Genomic DNA, 18,129 nt, shown 5'->3' on the forward strand with positions numbered 1-18,129 from the left:
TGCGCTCAGGAGCAGATGCATGTGATGAGAGTATGCGTCGCCTTATCAAAAAAGCTGCCCGTGCTATTTTCGCAGATGGCGAACTTGAACCGTCTGTAGAAAAGATTTCGGTAAGTTTGCCAGCGACGAATTCGAGCTTGCGGGAGTACTATCGCCTTGAGCGATTTGCAGACCGGGAGGAGTATCATGCGCGACTTCAAATCTACTCAAATGCAAAAGCGATAAAGGTAGATTGGGACGTCGGTGCAGGAGAGAGAGGGCAGCTTTCGAGAGTAACGCTGCACGACCCTAAAGCAGTAATGAGCATTCTTGGTGAAGAATTGCCTTGGGAAGTCGCATCGCGAGCCATCGCAAGAATAGAATCTGTCGCTAAAGAAGGGCTTCCTGATATTGCGCACATTGTTGATGCGTGGCGCCGTGGGAAGGCCCCTGCCGGAGTGTCAGCAGAGCGTGCGAATCAACTGGTTGATAGCTTGAGAATCATCGATGCCGCACAGAAGCTTTCTGAAGGTGGACAAGATGTGTTGCTCCGGAGGCTAAGTGCCCGGTTATTTAGCGATAGTAAACGGATAGAAGGACTCGCTCGTCAGCTTGCTTTTCTTCTTGGAGAGCCCACAGAGACTGAAGAAGACGATGTTTTTGCACGTTTAGGTCTGGTTAAACATCCTCAACCTATGCTTCTTAGCGGCCCACCGGGTTGCAGCATTCAAGTTAATGAGGCAGCCATTTCACTGGCGTACCCGTACCTTGGCTTCAGGCCTGACACTATTAATGGTCTGACTACTTCAAATAGTCCTATTCGGCGTGTTCTCACCATTGAGAATCTTGCGAGCTTCAATGAAGCTGCCGACAACGCAGAAAAAGCGAGGGACTTGTTGATCGTTTATCTTGCCGGCAATCCTACACCATCTTTTCTCGCGGCATACAATCGAATACTTTCATCCGTGGAGCCCACCGAAATCCTGCATTGGGGCGACATAGATGTAGGTGGGTTTAGGATTGCGGCAAGATTAGCCGATAGCATCAGGTCTACCGGCCATAGTCTTAAGCTTTGGCGGATGAATCCATTGGAAGTAGCTTCGGGACAGCAAAAGACCGTCCCGGAAAAGAAAATCGAAGAAGCATCAACAATATGCGAGAAATACGGCTGGAACAAAGAAGCCGAAGGATTACGGAGCAACCCAGTATTTCAGGAGCAAGAGTTCCTCGACTGGGCTCCTCCGAATGATTAAACGAGAACATAACTCATTGAAACACAGTGGTGTTATCCCAGTTTTCCACTTTTCCCAGTTCGGTGATGGACTCCGGCGTCCGGATTTAAAGAAAGTTGCCGACAATTACTGCGGAGGCTTTTCTCCATGCGTATAACAGCAACCCATCTCACACAGTGGTCAGACAGGCGTGAAGCCCAGGGGATGCTTCCCGTAATGGTGAGAAGATTGATTTCGGCAACAGCTCGTACCACGGCACTTGTCATGCCGGGCGGCGACTCGGTCAATATACCTGGCTGGGACGGTGTTATAGAAACGGTAGAGGGAAACCCTTGGGTTCCGAGTGGAGTCAGTTATTGGGAACTGGGCACTTCAAAAGATCCGGCTTTAAAAGCGAGAAGTGATTTCAACAAACGTCTGGAACAGATTTCCAAAGCGGATGCTGCTCGGGCCATTTTCGTTTTTGTGACTTCTCGTCGCTGGCCTGGAAAAGACGCATGGCGGGAAAGCGTGAAAAGCCTCAATGCTTGGGCTGATGTTTGGGTGTGGGATGGAGACGATCTCGAAGCCTGGCTGGAAACCTCTCCGGCAACCGCGTTGTGGTTGGGTATTCAGTTGGATATCGCCGGTCACGGCATAGAGGCTGTAGAGAACCACTGGGCGCACTGGGGCAACCAATCCAAACCGGTTGTAACAGCCTCTAATTTGTTTGTCGGTCGGGAGGAATCCAGGACTTCATTAAAGAACAGCATCCAGCAGCATGAACCGTTGATTTCTGTTACGGCAGACAGTCAGTCCGAAGCCGTTGCCTTTGTATGCGCGCTATTGATTGATGAAGGATATTCCACACGCGCCGCCTGCGTAACCTCAGAAGAAGGCTGGCAATTTGTCGATGCTAACCCTGGCATTGAAGTGGTAGTCATCACCGATAACCGACTGAGCTACCATCGTTCCCCGCGTAATGGAATTAGCCTAATAGTCCCTATGGCTTTTGGAGATCAGGCCTTCAATCTCATGGGCATTGGTGGAAGAGCGATAGAGCAGAAAAATATAGAGCTCCGACGTCCAAAGCCTGATGAATTCGAGAGATCCCTGATTGAACTGGGTATAGCAGCATCTGATGCTGCCCGATATGCTCGTACAATGGGAAGATCGTGGACCGTTTTTCGCCGTTGGCATGCGCTAAATCCCGCCATCAAGAAGCCGGAATGGATCGAGGCTGCCGATTCCACAAGCCTGCTTATTCTGACTCTCGTAGGTGCCTGGAATAGCGCCTCAGATGGTGACAAGGCTTGCATCTCAAAGATTGCCAACCGCGCTTATGAGGACATCGAAAACGAACTACTGCGACTAGTCGCCCTCGATGATGCGCCCGTGATAAAAATCGGCTCCCTATGGAAAGCCAAGGCACCGCTAGAGTTGTTGCATCTCATAGCCCCTCGGATAACGAGCGATATATTGATGAGATTCTTCGAGGTCGCTAGGGCTGTGTTCGAAGAACCTGACCCGGCCTTGGATCTCGAGGAAGATAAGCGTTGGATGGCTTCTATCTATGGCAAGGTTCGTGAGCATTCCGGTGTTGTGATGGAAGCCATGGCGGAGTCAATTGCGAAATTGGGTTACTTTTCTGATAGCGTGGGCTCAACTGTTATCAGCGACCATGTGAGGCGCTTCGTTGGTCAGCTTCTTGAAGAAGCTAGCGGAGAGCGCTGGCTTTCAATTTCATCCTTTCTAAGGTCATTCGCCGAGGCCGCTCCCGATGAGTTCCTGCGCGCGCTCGAAAACAGTTTGCGTAAGCCTGACAAACCGGTTGCTCGGTTAATTACAGAAACACAATCATCGGGGGTATCTGGCCGCTGCTGGCATGCCACCCTGCTTTGGGCACTGGAGTTGTTGGCGTGGTACCCCGTCCGGCTCGGCCAAGTGGCGAACATCCTTGCTGAACTGTCTGATGTGGAAGTAAAAGGTAATTGGGGCAACACACCGTTCAATTCGTTGGTTTCTCTTTTTCGACCATGGTACCCGCAGACGGCAGCGTCGGTCGAACTTCGACTTCGTGCAGCCAGAAACATAACCGAGCGACATCCTGAAACAGCATGGAAACTTTTGTTGGCATTGCTACCAGGGCGACACGATGTGGCTTCACCTAATGCAAAGCCACAGTGGCGCGACGATGACGCTGGCGCAGGCGAAGTTGTCACCTATGGAGAAATAGAGCAGCTCGTACTTCCAGTCGCAAATTTGTTGCTCGAACAAGCTCAGGAAAATGCCAAGCGCATAGCCGATTTAATACCCAAGATTGATGAACTGGATACGAATTTCCGTGACGAGGTCATAGCATTGGTTGTCAGCGCAAAAAGCTTCCCCGATGAAGATCGGGAAATTGTTCGCAGTGCAACCAGGGAATTCCTGAACTGGGAGAACTCGTTTAATCAGGACGGTAACAGGCATGATCGCTATTCAGCCGATGCACTGAGGCCGTTATTCGACGCACTGGCCCCCGATGATTTGGTCATCCGACATGTCTGGGTTTTCTCCAGTGGCTGGGTGGGGCTCCCTGACGGACGGGAGGAAAACCACGAAGAAGCTGACAAAGCGAGAGGGACATTGCGCACCATGGCAATTCGGGAAATATACGAAAATCTGGGCTGGCAAGGTATCAACAAATTAGCCAAACAATGTGAGGATCCAAGGCTTGTGGGCTGGGAGCTTGTCAAGGAGCCATTTGAACGCATCGATGTGTCAACGTGGTTATGTCGATGGTATGTCAATTTGCAAAACACCTCGTTTTTCGACTCATTGACCTGGGGGGTACTGCATGCGGTGCCGCAAAAAGAATGCATTGATTTCCTGCAAACATGCCTGCACCTGCTTGGGAAGCAAACTGAATCTCCAGAGAAAGTATCCGGGTTTATATCCAATGCTCCCCAATTCAAGGCGTTGTGGGAACTTATCGAAAACCAGCCGCCGGCGGTTCACGATCATTTTTGGTCGATTGTCAGACCATCCTTCATCCGCTCAGACAGCGATCATCTGTCTTTCTGCATGGAAAAGCTGTTGACTGCTGGCAGGCCGCGCACCGCCATGGAAGCCATGGGAAATCGCGCAACCGAACTACCAGGTGAACTACTGATCCGAATGCTCAAGGGGATAGCTTCTGGTCAAGAAGACGGTACTGCCCTTGCACAGTCTTGGCATATCGCTCGTGTATTCGAGGCGCTTTCCAAAACTGACTGCAGCCAAGCTGAGATGGTCAGCCTGGAATTCGCTTTCTACTCGATTCTGGAAAATGATAAGTATGGAGTGCCCCATTTGATGGCGGAGATATTGAGCGTGCCAGAATCATTCATGGAACTGATATGTTTTGCATTCAAACCTCGTAACGCCGAGCGCGAACCGATACCCGAAAACCTGCATGCAGCCGCGGAAACAGCCGGCTCTTTGATCCACCGTGGACGCGGTGTTCCGGGAAAAAGCCCCAACGGAGAAATTGACAGAGAGTTATTTTTATCTTGGATCAACAGAGTGCGAAATCTGGCAAAGGAGAAAGATCGAGAAGCTGTCACCGACCTAACGGTGGGTACCTGGCTTTCCGACTGGCCACTGAACAAAAAACTGGAGTACTGGCCAGATCTTATTATTGCTGAGCTATTGGATCGGGATGACTGTGAAGACATCAGGCGAGGTTTCCATACAGGAGTACATAATTCCCGAGGTGTTACCTCTCGTATGCCATACGACGGCGGAGAGCAGGAGCGAAAGGTTGCAGAGGAATTCAGGCGTTTCTCCATTCAATGGAAAGACTCTAAACCCAACGTTGCTGCTATGATCGAAAGCCTTGCCGGATCATACGAACAAGACGCCCGGCGTCATGATGAAGACGGATTATGGGCCCAAGAGTGGTAAAGAACTTTAATATATTAAGAACTCGATCACATTTGGATAGGAATGGAAAATTTGGACGATTCTCGTGCCGTAGATCGGAGTTATATGATGCGCATACTGATCGCTGCTTTAACCAGGTGCAAAAAAACCTGGTACCGGTAACATCTCTTATGCCAGCTATTTGTAGATTTCGAGAAGAACGGGAAGCGCGGCGGAATCAAGTTGTTTTTCAGGCCTGCTTCATCGGCAGAACGTGAGGCTTTACACGTTTCACATTTTTCGCTTCCTGCTCGTAGGCTTGATGACGAACATCCCATAACTCAACCGCGTGCTGAATATTTAGCCAGAACTCCGGCGTATTCCCCAAAGCCGCTGCGAGTTTGATTGCCATGGGTGCTGTCAGGGTGCCTTTGTCGTGTACGATTCGGCTGAGGGTGTTTCTGTGCACACCCATGGCTTCGGCAAGCTCACTGATTTCAATGTTCACCGGCTCCAGGAACTCGGTGACCAGCATTTGGCCCACGGTCACGGGACGACGTTTTGTAGTTCTCATAACTATAACCTCCTCTAACCCTTGTACGCGTGCGGGTCTAGGTACGTATCCAGGGCGGTGCTGTCTTCCCAGCGAAAGATCAGGCGATACTGTTTGTTTACCCGGATGGAACACCAGCCCGACAGGTTTCCCTGCAAATGCTCAAACCGGTTACCCGGTGGAACCCTCAAGTCTGACTCCTGCGTCGCGGCATCCAGAATCTGAATCTTCCTGAACAGAGCACCTTCAATGGTGCTGGGTATTTTCTTATGGCTCCGGTCTTGCTCGTAGAAAGCTTCCAGCCACGCATCCCTGAATTCAACCGCCATAGTTGCCTGATCACTTTTTGCTCATTATATGCACAACAATGTTGTGCGTCAACGTCGTTTAAATGAGAATGAATCTGTTTATGGTGTGATGTTACTATAGTTAAGGCTAACATGAAGGCGCTACGAGGCAGCCGCAACAGCCGGATATTACAATTGAAGCACATGTAGGGTTCCCAGTTTCCCACTTATCCCAGTATGGAATTGGGTGATCAGGATCCGGTTCTGAAAAAACATACAAATATTTGCACTTTTTTCGCAGTTTTTCGCACTCCGTATGTGCTCCATTAATTTTATAACTTGTTGTTTTTAAATGAGGTATTAGATTCTGTATTGGGAAGTAAAACCAAAAACCTCACAAACAACACGCCTTAAACTTCCTGCCGCTACCACATGGGCAGGGGTCATTGCGCCCGGGCTTTAAAATACCTTCTTGCGGTTCACCCTTTAGGTAAACCCAGCGCTCATTTTCCCGCACAAACTCTGAATCCTCTTGTAGGAAGCCCCAGCCGGGGTTGAGCCGGTAAATGGCTTGAAAGTGTACGCGACCCTTATCGCCACTTTCGCTGCTTTCCAGAATACGCAGCGATGCCCAGTCTGGTGATTCGTCCAGATCCAGAACGGTTGGCTGGGTACTGGAGTGCCAGCTTACGCGTAGGTAGTCCTCCAGCTTTAACGCAAATGCGCTAAAGCGTGAGCGCATCAGGGCCTCGGGAGTGGGAGCAATTGCGCCTTGGTGGTAGCGTTGGCAGCAGTCTGCGTATGGCCTCTGGTTGTCACAAGGGCAGTGTGGGATAGTAGTTTGCTCTGTCATTATTTCGTAGCATTTGCGTCAGGGATTAAGTTTGCAGTATAACAACCGCGCCCAGTGACCAAAGGATTGATTCAAACCATGTTTACCGAAACCACTCAAGCTTCTGTATTTACCCGGCTAACCGGCTTATTTTGTCTGATGCTGGTACTCAGTGGTTGCAGTTCAATGTATTACAGCACGATGGAAAAGTTCGGCGTTGAAAAACGCGATATTCTGGTGGATAGAGTGGGGGATGCCAGAGATTCCCAGAGTGATGCCCGCGAAACCTTCCGCTCGTCTCTGGAGCAATTTCAGAGCGTGGTGGACACACCGGACACCACGCTACAGGAAAAATATAATGTCATCAGTGACGCTTATGATGACAGCCTCAAATCGGCAAATAAGGTACGGGATCGTATCGAAGCGGTTGAAGATGTATCCGAAGCCTTGTTTGACGAGTGGGAAGATGAACTGGATCTGTACGAAAGTGCCTCACTTAGGAACACCAGTAAGCGCAGGCTAGATGAAACCCGCAAATTATACAGCAGCTTGATTACTCGAATGCACCAGGTTGAAAAGCGAATGGACCCTGTGCTCGAAGCATTTGAAGATCAGGTGCTTTTTCTAAAGCATAACCTTAACGCTCAGGCGATAGGTTCCCTCGAGGACGAGTTGGGGCAGATTCGACAGGATGTAGATAGCCTTGTTCGTGACATGGAAGCATCCATTGCGGAATCTGAAGCATTTATACAGCGGTTTCGTGAATAACCCGCTCGGGGCTTGAGCTAATAAAACCAAGCGTTGAATTCTTGAATTTGACGGTCGTCAATTTTACTGCAGGTAGTGTCGCCTGCAGCGCTCCTTTCATTTACAAACGTTAACCTTCTGATAGCTTGGGCTTAGTAACTACCCGAAAATGAGGGAGCAGAAAAATGAAACGGCATACACTTAAATTGGCTATTGCTGTGAGCCTGAGTATTACTGCAGGGACCGCAATAGCGGCAGACTTGCAGGATCGTGCGCGGGAAATGTTTTCGGCGATTCCTCAGTACCCACCGGTTATTGATGGCAATGAGCTGACCGAAGCAAAGGTCGAGCTTGGCAAAATGCTATTTTTTGAGCCGCGCTTGTCTGCAAGCCACCTGATTTCCTGCAATACCTGTCATAACGTAGGCATGGGTGGGCACGACTACCTTCCAGTTTCTATTGGCCACGGTTGGCAGAAAGGGCCACGAAACTCGCCTACCGTGTTCAACGCTGTTTTTAACGCCGCCCAGTTCTGGGACGGCAGGGCGGCGGACCTTGCAGAACAGGCGAAAGGGCCTGTTCAGGCGGGCGTAGAGATGAGCAGCACGCCGGAGCGTGTTGTAAAGACCTTGTCCAGCATGCCAGCTTATGTTGAGAAGTTTGGCCAAGCCTTTCCCGGTGAGGATGATCCGGTAACCTTTAACAATATGGCTGTCGCGATTGAGGCCTATGAAGCTACGCTGATTACGCCGGATGCCGATTTTGACAAATTCCTGCGCGGCGATAAAACAGCTTTGAATAAGCAGGAACAGGAAGGCTTGGCGCTGTTTATGGATAAGGGCTGTGTGGCCTGCCATGCTGGCGTGAATCTGGGCGGTCAGGCGTACTATCCGTTTGGTCTGGTGACCAAACCTGGTGCCGACATTTTGCCTACTGGCGACAAAGGCCGTTTTGCGGTGACTTCCACCGCTTCTGACGAGTATGTATTCAGGGCTTCACCCCTGCGTAACATTGAGCTGACAGCGCCTTATTTCCACTCCGGGGCGGTTTGGAGCCTGGAAGAAGCTGTTGCTGTTATGGGTACCGCTCAATTGGGTGCAGAACTGAATGATGGGGAAGTTAAGTCCATCACTGCTTTCTTGAAAACCCTGACCGGAAAAATTCCGGAAGTACGGTATCCCGAGCTGCCACCAAGCACCGACGATACCCCGAAACCGGAATCCATGGTCGCGCCGCAGTGAGCTAAGCAATGAGTTAAAATTTGTTTGGCTCTGTTATTCCGAACTCTGCTTATTCGGGGTGACAGAGCCATTCTAACTTGGCCATATCCACACCTCCGAATGCTGCTTTACATAACGATACACCTTTAAATACAAACTCTAAGCGCCTTCAACTACACTCCGGTTTAACAATATTTTTAACTAATTGTATCTCTGTGCGTCGGAACGTGGTTTAAAGGAGACCTTTCCATGCAATTCATTTCATTGATTGTCTTGGCAATGCTCGCATTTTTTAGCACCGAGCAAGTGTTTGCGGCTGAAAGGCTGTATATCTATACCGAGAATTTTCCGCCCTACAACATGAGCACACAAGGCCGGGCGTTCGAACATAGCGCTGATAATATTGATGGCATATGCACGGAAAGGGCGAAAGCGGTTCTGGATAAGTCTGGTCTCGATTACCGGATCAAACTACGTAACTGGAATTATGGCTACAACCGGGCCTTGTCTAAAGCCAACCACGGCATTTTCTGTACAACTTATACGGAAGAGCGTGCACCCTTGTTTAAGTGGGTGGGGCCATTGGCGCAGAATCTATGGACGGTTTTTGCTCCCCCGGGAAGCACGTTCACAATGGAAACGCTTGAGGATGCGAAAGGTAAAACCATTGGAGGCTATCGCAACGATGTCCGTAGCGAATATCTCCTGAAACGTGGATATGATGTGTCTGTGATCGACAGTGACGATCTCAATCCAAAGCGTTTGGCATTAGGCCAGATTGATCTTTGGATTGCAGAGCGTCTTGCGGGACCTTATCTGGCCTCGCAACAGGATGTTGAAGGTTTGGTTCCGGTATTCTCGTTTAACGACGTTGATCTATATCTGGCAATGAGTCCGGATACACCCGATGAGGTTATCGAAGAGCTCAACGAGGCTCTTGAAGCCACAAAGAAAGATGGAACTTTTGACGCTATTGGTACCAAATACGGCCTTTAAGCACGAGCTCGCATCGCGAAAAATTCCCGGGTAGAAACTACCCGGGACAAAAATCACCGGATAACTTATCCAGTGAAGGCCATATCGTCCGCACTTATTTGCATCAGGTTTTTGCTCGAGCTCAGCATACTGCTTGCGTGTGCCTGAGCTCTGGGAAGTAAACGCTCGTAGTAAAAGTCTGCAGTTGCCAGCTTGGCGTTATAGAAAGCCTCTGATTCATCGCCCCCCTTATTCAGACAATTTGCTGCAGCAGCAGCTTGTCGAGCCCACATGTAAGCCATGGTCACGTAGCCGCTATACATCAAAAAATCGTACGAAGCGGAACTGACAACGTCACGATCTTTGCGCGCTGCAAACATAATCCGCATGGTGAGCAGGTTCCATTGAGCCGTGAGTTTAAGCAGTTCCAGAGCGAAGGGACGTACCCGGCTGTCGGTTAGGTGCTTGCGGGCAAAATTGGCAATTCGAGCCGTAAAATCACGAACTGCGCCACCTTTGGTGGTTAGCAATACCTTGCGGCCAAGCAGATCCAGCGCCTGAATACCGGTGGTGCCTTCGTAAAGTGTGGCAATCCGGGTATCCCGGGCGATCTGCTCCATGCCATGTTCACGGATGTAGCCGTGTCCACCAAAAACCTGCATACCCAGATTAGCGGCTTCATTGCCCAGTTCGGTAAGGAACCCTTTCAGGATAGGCGTCAGGAAGCCGAGCTTGTCATCGTACTTATCCGCTTTTTCAGAATCACCGGCGGTATGACCCTCAACCATGTGGTCGGCTAGGCGGGCGGCATCATAGAGCATGGCGCGACCACCTTCGGCGATGGCTTTCTGGGTGAGCAGCATACGGCGCACATCGGCATGGTGAATCAGGCTATCGGCAATCTGATCCGGCTCTTTCTTACCCGAAAGTGCGCGCATGGAGCGGCGTTCTTTGGCGTAGTCCAAAGCCCACTGGTAAGAAAGTTCAGCCGGGCCTACACCCTGAATAGCGGTGCCGATACGGGCCGTATTCATAAAGGTGAACATGCACTCCAAGCCTTCGTTCTCTGGGCCAATCAGATAGCCGGTTGCGCCATCGAAATTCATAACGCAGGTAGCAGATGCCTTAATGCCCATTTTCTTTTCTAGGCTGCCACATACCACGGCGTTACGCTCACCTACACCACCTTCGGCTGTGGGTACAAACTTGGGCACAATGAACAGGCTGATACCGCGGGTGCCTTTGGGCGCGTTCGGCAGACGGGCCAAAACAATGTGGATAATGTTCTCGGTAAGATCGTGGTCGCCGGAAGAGATAAAGATCTTGGTGCCGGTAACCTTGTAGGAGCCATCTGCCTGTGGTTCGGCTTTGGTTTTTACCTGGCCCAGATCGGTGCCGCACTGAGGCTCGGTCAGGCACATGGTGCCGGCCCAGCGGCCCTCGGTCATCGGTGTAAGATAGGTGCCTTTCTGGTCGTCAGTACCATGCAAAAAGATGGTGTTCATGGCACCCATGGACAAGCCCGGGTACATGGAGAATGACCAGTTCGCGGTGCCCATCATTTCTTGCTTTAGCAGGCCCATGGAGGCAGGTAGACCCTGACCGCCGAATTCTTCCGGGGCAGAAAGCCCTTGCCAGCCGCCCATCACATATTGGTTATAGGCTTCTTTATAGCCTTTCGGGGTGGTTACTTCGCCATCTTTCAGCGTACAGCCTTCTTCATCACCGGGCTGGTAAAGGGGGCTTAGCTGTTCTTCGCAGAAGCGAGCGCACTCGGAGAGGATAGCGTCAACAATATCCGGGGTTGCGTTCTCCCCACTGGCCAGTGATGCGTAGTGTTTCGGGTAATCAAACACTTCGTTAAGCAGAAACTTCATGTCACGCAAAGGCGCCTTGTATACCGGCATAATCAATCCTCTGTACAGGTCTGAAAATCTGAAAGTAGGGCTATTCATCGCAAAGTTGGTTGTTGTTTTACGGCATTCCGCTCCGGCTTCCATTGACGAAAAGCGCCCGACGCAATGTCAATAAAGACAGTCAGTGGGTTCTGCCTTAAGTATCTGCTGATCGAAGACCTACCCTTGGGCGTATTTATGTAACACGCGTTGAACTGTGAATTTTTAATGGAATTTCTGACTTAAAAAGCCCTTTGGAGAGCCTTATGGCTAGTGTAAAAAAGATGCAAAACCCGCGTTCTATGATTCCCAAAGTAGGTAAGCGCTCTATACTCATTTTTATAACGGTTTTGGGGTTGTTGAGTGGGTGTTCAGGGCCAGCTTTAACCGACTACGCCGAGCGTGGCCCCAAGCTTGTTCCGGAAAACTTTTTTAGCGGTGAACTTAGTGCCCGTGGTGTGGTCAAGGACATGTCCGGTGAAGTGATTCGCACATTTGATGCGGATATTTCAGCATCTTGGGACAACACCGGGGTGGGTACGCTGGATGAAGAATTCCGTTTTGATGACGGCGAAGTCCAAACCCGGATTTGGACCCTAACACCTTCGGATACTGCCGATAGCTATCATGCCGAGGCGGGCGATGTGGTAGAGCCCGGCACTATGCGCTGGAGTGGTAATACCATTCACATGAATTACGTGCTTCGCATAGCCTATGGTGATGGAACTGTGGATGTGCGAATGGACGACTGGATGTATCTTGTAACGCCCGATACCTTGATCAACCAAACCACTATGAGCAAATGGGGGGTTGATGTCGGTGAGCTTGTACTTGTGATTCAGAAAAAATAACACCCGGCGTTAGCCGGTCTGTCTGCTGGGAAATTGTATGTTGAAGCAATGGTTGATCGGTTTGCTGCTGGTGGTATTGGCAGTTGGTGGTGCTCTGGCTTATCGCAACTTCGTTGGCCCCGTGCAGGAGCAAGCTGCCCGAGAACGGCCAGCCAGTGTGGTTAATACGGTACTGCCAGTAACCGATACCGTGCGCGATCAGGTGGCGGCGGTTGGTAACCTGAAAGCGGTGAATGCCGTTGAGTTAACCACAGAAACAAGCGGCCGTGTGATGGAGATTAACCTAAAATCCGGCCGACAGGTGAAGCAGGGTGATGTGCTGCTGCGGCTGGATGACCGGCAGGCGAGGGCAGATCTGGGTGTTATCGAAGCGCAGCTGGCAGACGCCCGGCGCCAGTACGAGCGCGCCCGGAGCCTGAGAGACAAGAACAGCATTTCCCAGTCTTTGGTGGATGAACTCCGAACAGCCGTAGAAGTGTCTGAAGCCCAACATACCGCAGCCCGTGTTCGTCTTGAAAACCATCTTATAGAAGCGCCGTTTGCCGGTGTAACAGGCCTCAGTGATATTAGCATTGGTGCATATTTAACGGCGGGTACACGGGTAACCACACTGGATGCCACCTCCCGCATGGAACTCAATTTTTCCGTTCCCGAGCGCTTTCTAGGCCAGATCAGCCCCGGCCAGAAAGTTCAGGGCAGATCCCCCGCCTATCCGGAGTTGACGTTCAGTGGCGAACTGGTTGAATTGGGCAGCCGTATTGACGAGCTAAGCCGCTCCCTACCGGTCCGCGCCCTGATCGATAACACTGAGGGCCGCTTGCGCCCCGAGCAATTCATGTCTGTGAACCTGACCTTGCGTGAACGGCAGGCTTTGGTAATTCCGGAGCAGGCGGTGATGCTACGTGGTGCCAATAAATACGTGTTTGTCGCGGAGGACGGGATCGCCCGGCGTGTGAGCGTCACCTTGGGCGCGCGCATGCCCGGGAGTGTAGAGGTCGCCGAAGGCCTGACCGCCGATGACCAAGTGATTGTAAGCGGCCAGGATCGGCTGAGCAGTGGTGAACGTATTCGGGTGGTGGATGATGAAACCGCCATTCCCGATAATCGGTTCACCAGTGTTGTGGGGTCGTAAGCGGTGATTCTTTCCGATATTTCCATAAAACGCCCGGTTTTTGCCACGGTTCTCAGCCTGCTGATTGTGGTGTTTGGCTTGACTGCCCTAATGGGCCTGCCGGTGCGTGAATACCCGGATATTGACCCGCCCATAGTGTCGATTTCCACGAATTACACCGGCGCTGCCGCCGATGTAGTGGACACCCAGATTACTCAGGTGATTGAAGGGGCGATCAGTGGTATCGAAGGGATTCGCACCATTGAGTCGTCTACAGAACAAGGGGATTCCCGCACCAGTATCGAGTTTTCCACTTCCCGGGATGTAGATATCGCCGCCAACGATGTGCGCGATGCGGTATCCCGGGTTGCCAACCAGCTACCGGACGAGGCGGACCCACCCATTATCCGCAAAGCGGATTCAGATGCCCGCCCGATGATGTGGGTTACCTTGCGCAGTGAGGTCTGGGACAGTGCCGAATTGAGTGATTATGCGGACCGGGTTCTGGCGGATAGATTGGCTGTGGTGGACGGCGTTGCCGATGTGCGTATTGGTGGCGAGCGCCGCTATGCCATTCGCGTGTGGCTCGACCGGGAACGCCTAGCCGCCCGGGACATTACCGTGGCCGAGGTGGAGCGGGCCTTACGTGCCAACAACGTGGAATTACCGGCGGGCTCGGTAGACTCCTCCACCCGCAACTTTTCAGTTCGCACAGAAGGTCGCCTGACCAAAGTTGAAGAATTCCGTGAACTCGTGATTCGCCGGGATGGCAACCAGTTACTGCGTCTTGGAGAAGTAGCGGATGTGCACATGGGCGTGGAGTCCGATATCGGACGTTTGCGGGCCAACGGCCAAACGGCTATCGGCATGGGTATTATTCGCCAGTCCAAGGCGAATACTGTGGCGGTATCCGATGCTGTACGAGCTGAGCTGGACAAAATACGGGAAACCCTGCCCCCGGAAATCTCTATTACCGAAAGCTACGATGAATCCATTTTTATCCGTGCTTCCATTAGCGAAGTCATGATTACTCTGGCCATTGCTGTGTCACTGGTCATTCTCGTGATCTTCCTGTTCCTGCGCTCCTGGCGCGCCACTCTGATTCCGGCCGTAACCATTCCTGTAGCGGTGATCGGTGCCTTTATTGGCCTTGGATTTCTGGGCTTTTCCGTTAACGTGCTCACTTTGCTGGCGGTGATTCTCGCCATTGGTCTGGTGGTGGACGATGCCATTGTGATGCTGGAAAACATCCAGCGACGCATTGATGGAGGGGAACCGCCGTTGCTAGCGGCTTATCGCGGCGCAAAACAGGTGGCCTTCGCGGTTATTGCTACCACGCTCACGTTGGTGGCGGTGTTTGTGCCCATTTCATTCATGGGTGGCAACATCGGGCGACTGTTTGCGGAGTTCGGTTTTACGCTGGCGGCGGCGGTAGTAGTGTCCAGTCTGGTGGCGCTTACCCTTGCCCCTATGCTCTGTTCCAAATGGCTCAGACACAGTCCGGAGAGCGCGGAAGGGCATCGTTTTTGGGCCGCTAGTGAGAAAGTTCTGAACGGCCTTACCAACGGCTATGAACGGCTGCTGCGATTTTCCCTCAATCAAGCGGGCTTAGTGCTGGGTTTGGGGCTTGTGGGGCTGGTAGTTGCTGTTGTTATCTATCCGCAGTTGCCCCAGGAGCTAGCGCCTACGGAAGACAGGGGCGTTATCATCATGCCCGCCAATGCCCCTCGGGGTTCCACGGTGGAGTTTACTGACCACTACGCACGCAAGGCTGAAGAGAAACTTTTACCTTATCTTGAATCCGGTGTTGCCAGTCGCCTGCTTTCCATCGTTGGCTTCCGGAATGAGGAAGACAGCGCCTTCATGATCATGGGCCTTGCGCCATGGGAAGAGCGGGACATAAAACAGCAACAGATTACCAGTGAAATACGCAACAAACTGCGTGAGGTTGCGGGGGTTCGGATTGTAGCCATAGACCCACCGGGGCTGGGCCAGAGAGGCTTTAGCCAACCCGTGGAATTTGTTATTGCTGGCCCGGATTACGAATCCGCCCGAGTCTGGGGTGAGGAAATTGTTGCCTTGGCCAAGGAAAACCCGGACTTGTTGAATGTGCAAACGGACTTTGAACTCACCCGTCCAGAGTTGCTCCTGAAAATTGATCGCGAGCGGGCGGCCGATCTGGATATTACCATTGAGGATGTTGGCCTAACCCTGCAAACCATGCTGGCATCCCGTCAGGTGACTACCTATCAGGATCGTGGCCGTGAATACGATGTGATCGTGCAGGCGGCGGACGCCGACCGCGCTACGCCAGCGGATTTAGGGCAGATTTTTCTGCGGCCTAGAGAGGGCGGCACACTCATACCCCTACAGGCTCTGGTAACGGTTGACGAACTTGGCGCAAACCCCGATCTGCGCCGTATCGACCGACTGCCTGTGGTGGTGGTCAGTGCTTCTTTGGGGGATGGCTACGACTTAGGCTCGGCACTCACCTACCTGAACAATCTGGCTGTGGATAACCTGCCCCCCGAAGCAAGGGTGAGCTACCGGGGCATGTCCCGGGAATTTCAGGAATCGTCCTCGGCGATTTATGTCACCTTTGGTTTGGCCTTTATTATCGTGTTTTTGGTTCTGGCAGCCCAATTTGAAAGCTGGATTCACCCGCTGATCATCATGCTCCCGGTGCCATTGGCGGTAACCGGAGCACTGTTGGCGCTATGGTGGAGCGGCATAAGCCTGAACATATACAGCCAGATAGGAATCATCATGCTGTTAGGGCTTATGTCGAAAAACGGCATATTGATTGTGGAGTTTGCCAACCAGCTGCGGGATGAAGGATACGCGGTGAAGGATGCAATTCTGGAGGGCGCCTCCTTGCGCTTCCGACCCGTGTTGATGACCACCATATCCACTGTCTTTGGCGCTGTACCTCTGGTTATAGCGACGGGAGCCGGTGCGGAAAGTCGGGCGGCGATTGGTATGGTGATTCTGGGCGGGCTGATCTTTGCGACCACGCTTACCTTGTTTATCATTCCGGTGCTCTATAATCTGCTGGCTGGCTTTGCCAAATCGGCAAATGCGGTTGAGCATGAGTTGGAACGTCAGGCATCTCTGCCTCAAGCAAACTCGTTAGACTGAAGCGAAACCTAGCAACCCGGATGCTTACATGGCCAAACACAGTCAGTTCCGTTTATTGGGGCAGCGGCGCTTTTTGCCGTTTTATCTCACCCAGTTTTCCGGGGCCTTCAACGACAATCTCTATAAAAACGCGCTGCTGCTGCTGATTGCCTACCAGACCACCGGTTTGATGGGGCTTTCGGTTAATACAGTGATTAATCTGGCAGCTTTTTTGTTCATCTTGCCGTTTTTCCTGTTTTCCGGCATTGCGGGCCAGATGGCAGACCGTTATGAGAAGTCGGCCATTATTCGCAAGGTAAAGCTGGCTGAAATAGGCATTATGGCCATGGCGGCTCTGGCGCTCTGGTTTGGTTGGTATGAAGGCTTATTGATACTGCTATTCCTGATGGGCACCCAGTCCACTTTCTTCGGGCCGGTAAAGTACGCCATTTTGCCACAGGTACTGAGTGACGACGAGCTGGTGGGCGGTAATGGCCTAGTGAGCATGGGCACTTTCGTGGCCATTTTGCTCGGAACCATAGCAGCTGGTTTGCTGATGGGTCATGAGGCGGCGGCCAAACTCACAGCAGTCGGTGTATTGGCAATGGCGGTTTTAGGTTATCTCGCGGCGCGACAAGTGCCGCAAACTGGCATAGCTAGCAGCGGGCAAGTAATACCTTTCCGCCCGGTTCTGGAAACCTGGCATCTGATGAGTGTCGCGGCTGAGCGTAAACCTGTGCTCTGGGCCATTTTAGCTATCTCTTGGTTCTGGTTTCTGGGTGCCGCCTATCTCACCCAGTTCCCCAGCTTTGCCTACAGCAACCTTCAGGGTGATGAAACCGTGGTCACTCTATTGTTGTCTATGTTTATTGTGGGTATCTCCATCGGCTCCATGATGTGCGAACGGCTTACCAAACACCGCATCACTCTTGCGCCTGTGCCATGGGGAGCCCTTGGCCTGACGCTGCTGGGGGTGGATTTGTTTTTTGCGGTGCCGGGGAACCCGCAACCTTCAACCTGGTGGACGCTGATGACCGACCCCGTTTACATTCGGGTATTGCTTGATTTGGTGGGCATTGGGGTTTGTGGTGGTTTGTTCATCGTGCCCCTTTATGCCTTTATCCAGCATGAAACCCCGCCAAACAAACGGGCACGCATTATTGCAGCACTGAATGTGATCAACGCGCTGTTCATGGTGGTGAGTGCGCTGACGGGCATATTGGTGCTTGGCGTTCTCGAAGTAGCTATTCCGGGCTTCTTCCTGCTGTTGTCGTTGGTTAACGGGATTATGCTCATAGCCGTGTGGCGCCTGAGGCGTAAAGCCGGGTGAGAGTCTGTGGATAATTATTGGGATAAGCTGCGGACAAGCTCTGAATAGGTTTTTATAAATTCAATTAAAACAAGGGTTTGATTGTCAATAAAGGCTTCGTGGTAAGTGGTAGTTTTTGTGGATAACTTTATTGAAA

Annotated in this window: 13 protein-coding genes; 9 read left to right on the top strand and 4 right to left on the bottom strand. The window is 51.7% G+C overall.

Going from position 1 to position 18,129, the window contains the following annotated elements:
• Positions 1-32 precede the first annotated feature (32 nt).
• Together FE845_RS09505 and FE845_RS09510 are read left to right on the top strand one after the other, a co-directional pair.
• Complete coding sequence (locus tag FE845_RS09505) at positions 33-1,232, top strand: Wadjet anti-phage system protein JetD domain-containing protein (RefSeq protein ID WP_200363817.1); 1,200 nt, start codon at positions 33-35, stop codon at positions 1,230-1,232.
• Positions 1,233-1,358: 126 nt separating this feature from the next.
• Entirely contained in the window at positions 1,359-5,117 is a 3,759-nt protein-coding gene (locus tag FE845_RS09510; protein ID WP_200363819.1) for a hypothetical protein, read from the top strand.
• A gap of 208 nt (positions 5,118-5,325) precedes the next feature.
• Here FE845_RS09510 and FE845_RS09515 read toward each other — a convergent pair whose 3' ends face one another.
• The 3 genes from FE845_RS09515 to FE845_RS09525 form a co-directional block, all read right to left on the bottom strand.
• Positions 5,326-5,649, bottom strand: coding sequence for a HigA family addiction module antitoxin (locus tag FE845_RS09515; protein WP_200363821.1), 324 nt, complete (start codon positions 5,647-5,649; stop codon positions 5,326-5,328).
• 14 nt (positions 5,650-5,663) lie between these two features.
• Entirely contained in the window at positions 5,664-5,957 is a 294-nt protein-coding gene (locus FE845_RS09520) for a type II toxin-antitoxin system RelE/ParE family toxin (RefSeq protein WP_126756103.1), read from the bottom strand.
• 352 nt (positions 5,958-6,309) lie between these two features.
• Positions 6,310-6,768 (bottom strand): YchJ family protein, encoded by a 459-nt coding sequence (locus FE845_RS09525; RefSeq protein ID WP_227714205.1) that lies wholly within the window; start codon positions 6,766-6,768, stop codon positions 6,310-6,312.
• A 78-nt stretch (positions 6,769-6,846) separates the two neighbouring features.
• Here FE845_RS09525 and FE845_RS09530 point away from each other — a divergent pair, with 78 nt between their 5' ends.
• From FE845_RS09530 to FE845_RS09540, 3 genes are all read left to right on the top strand, one after another.
• Positions 6,847-7,515, top strand: coding sequence for a DUF2959 domain-containing protein (locus FE845_RS09530; RefSeq protein WP_227714206.1), 669 nt, complete (start codon positions 6,847-6,849; stop codon positions 7,513-7,515).
• Positions 7,516-7,679: 164 nt separating this feature from the next.
• Entirely contained in the window at positions 7,680-8,735 is a 1,056-nt protein-coding gene (locus FE845_RS09535) for a cytochrome-c peroxidase (protein ID WP_200363824.1), read from the top strand.
• A gap of 228 nt (positions 8,736-8,963) precedes the next feature.
• Positions 8,964-9,710: a substrate-binding periplasmic protein gene (locus FE845_RS09540; RefSeq protein WP_200363826.1), complete on the top strand. Its 747-nt coding sequence runs from the start codon at positions 8,964-8,966 to the stop codon at positions 9,708-9,710.
• A 65-nt stretch (positions 9,711-9,775) separates the two neighbouring features.
• Here the strand turns inward: FE845_RS09540 and FE845_RS09545 are convergent, their stop codons facing one another.
• Entirely contained in the window at positions 9,776-11,596 is a 1,821-nt protein-coding gene (locus FE845_RS09545) for an acyl-CoA dehydrogenase C-terminal domain-containing protein (protein WP_200363828.1), read from the bottom strand.
• Positions 11,597-11,886: 290 nt separating this feature from the next.
• Between FE845_RS09545 and FE845_RS09550 the strand changes: the two genes are divergently transcribed.
• The 4 genes from FE845_RS09550 to FE845_RS09565 are packed head-to-tail and all read left to right on the top strand — an operon-like array spanning position 11,887 to position 17,993.
• Positions 11,887-12,435 (top strand): DUF3833 domain-containing protein, encoded by a 549-nt coding sequence (locus FE845_RS09550; protein ID WP_200364002.1) that lies wholly within the window; start codon positions 11,887-11,889, stop codon positions 12,433-12,435.
• A 37-nt stretch (positions 12,436-12,472) separates the two neighbouring features.
• Positions 12,473-13,567, top strand: coding sequence for an efflux RND transporter periplasmic adaptor subunit (locus FE845_RS09555; RefSeq protein WP_200363830.1), 1,095 nt, complete (start codon positions 12,473-12,475; stop codon positions 13,565-13,567).
• Between the two features lie 3 nt (positions 13,568-13,570).
• On the top strand, positions 13,571-16,684 hold the full coding sequence (locus FE845_RS09560; RefSeq protein ID WP_200363832.1) for an efflux RND transporter permease subunit: 3,114 nt from the start codon (positions 13,571-13,573) through the stop codon (positions 16,682-16,684).
• A 28-nt stretch (positions 16,685-16,712) separates the two neighbouring features.
• Positions 16,713-17,993 carry an MFS transporter gene (locus tag FE845_RS09565; RefSeq protein WP_200363834.1) on the top strand — a complete coding sequence of 427 codons (1,281 nt, stop codon included), beginning with the start codon at positions 16,713-16,715 and terminating at the stop codon, positions 17,991-17,993.
• Positions 17,994-18,129: the final 136 nt, after the last annotated feature.

The sequence above is a fragment of the Marinobacter sp. 1-4A genome, from assembly GCF_016597725.1.
Lineage (GTDB): Bacteria > Pseudomonadota > Gammaproteobacteria > Pseudomonadales > Oleiphilaceae > Marinobacter.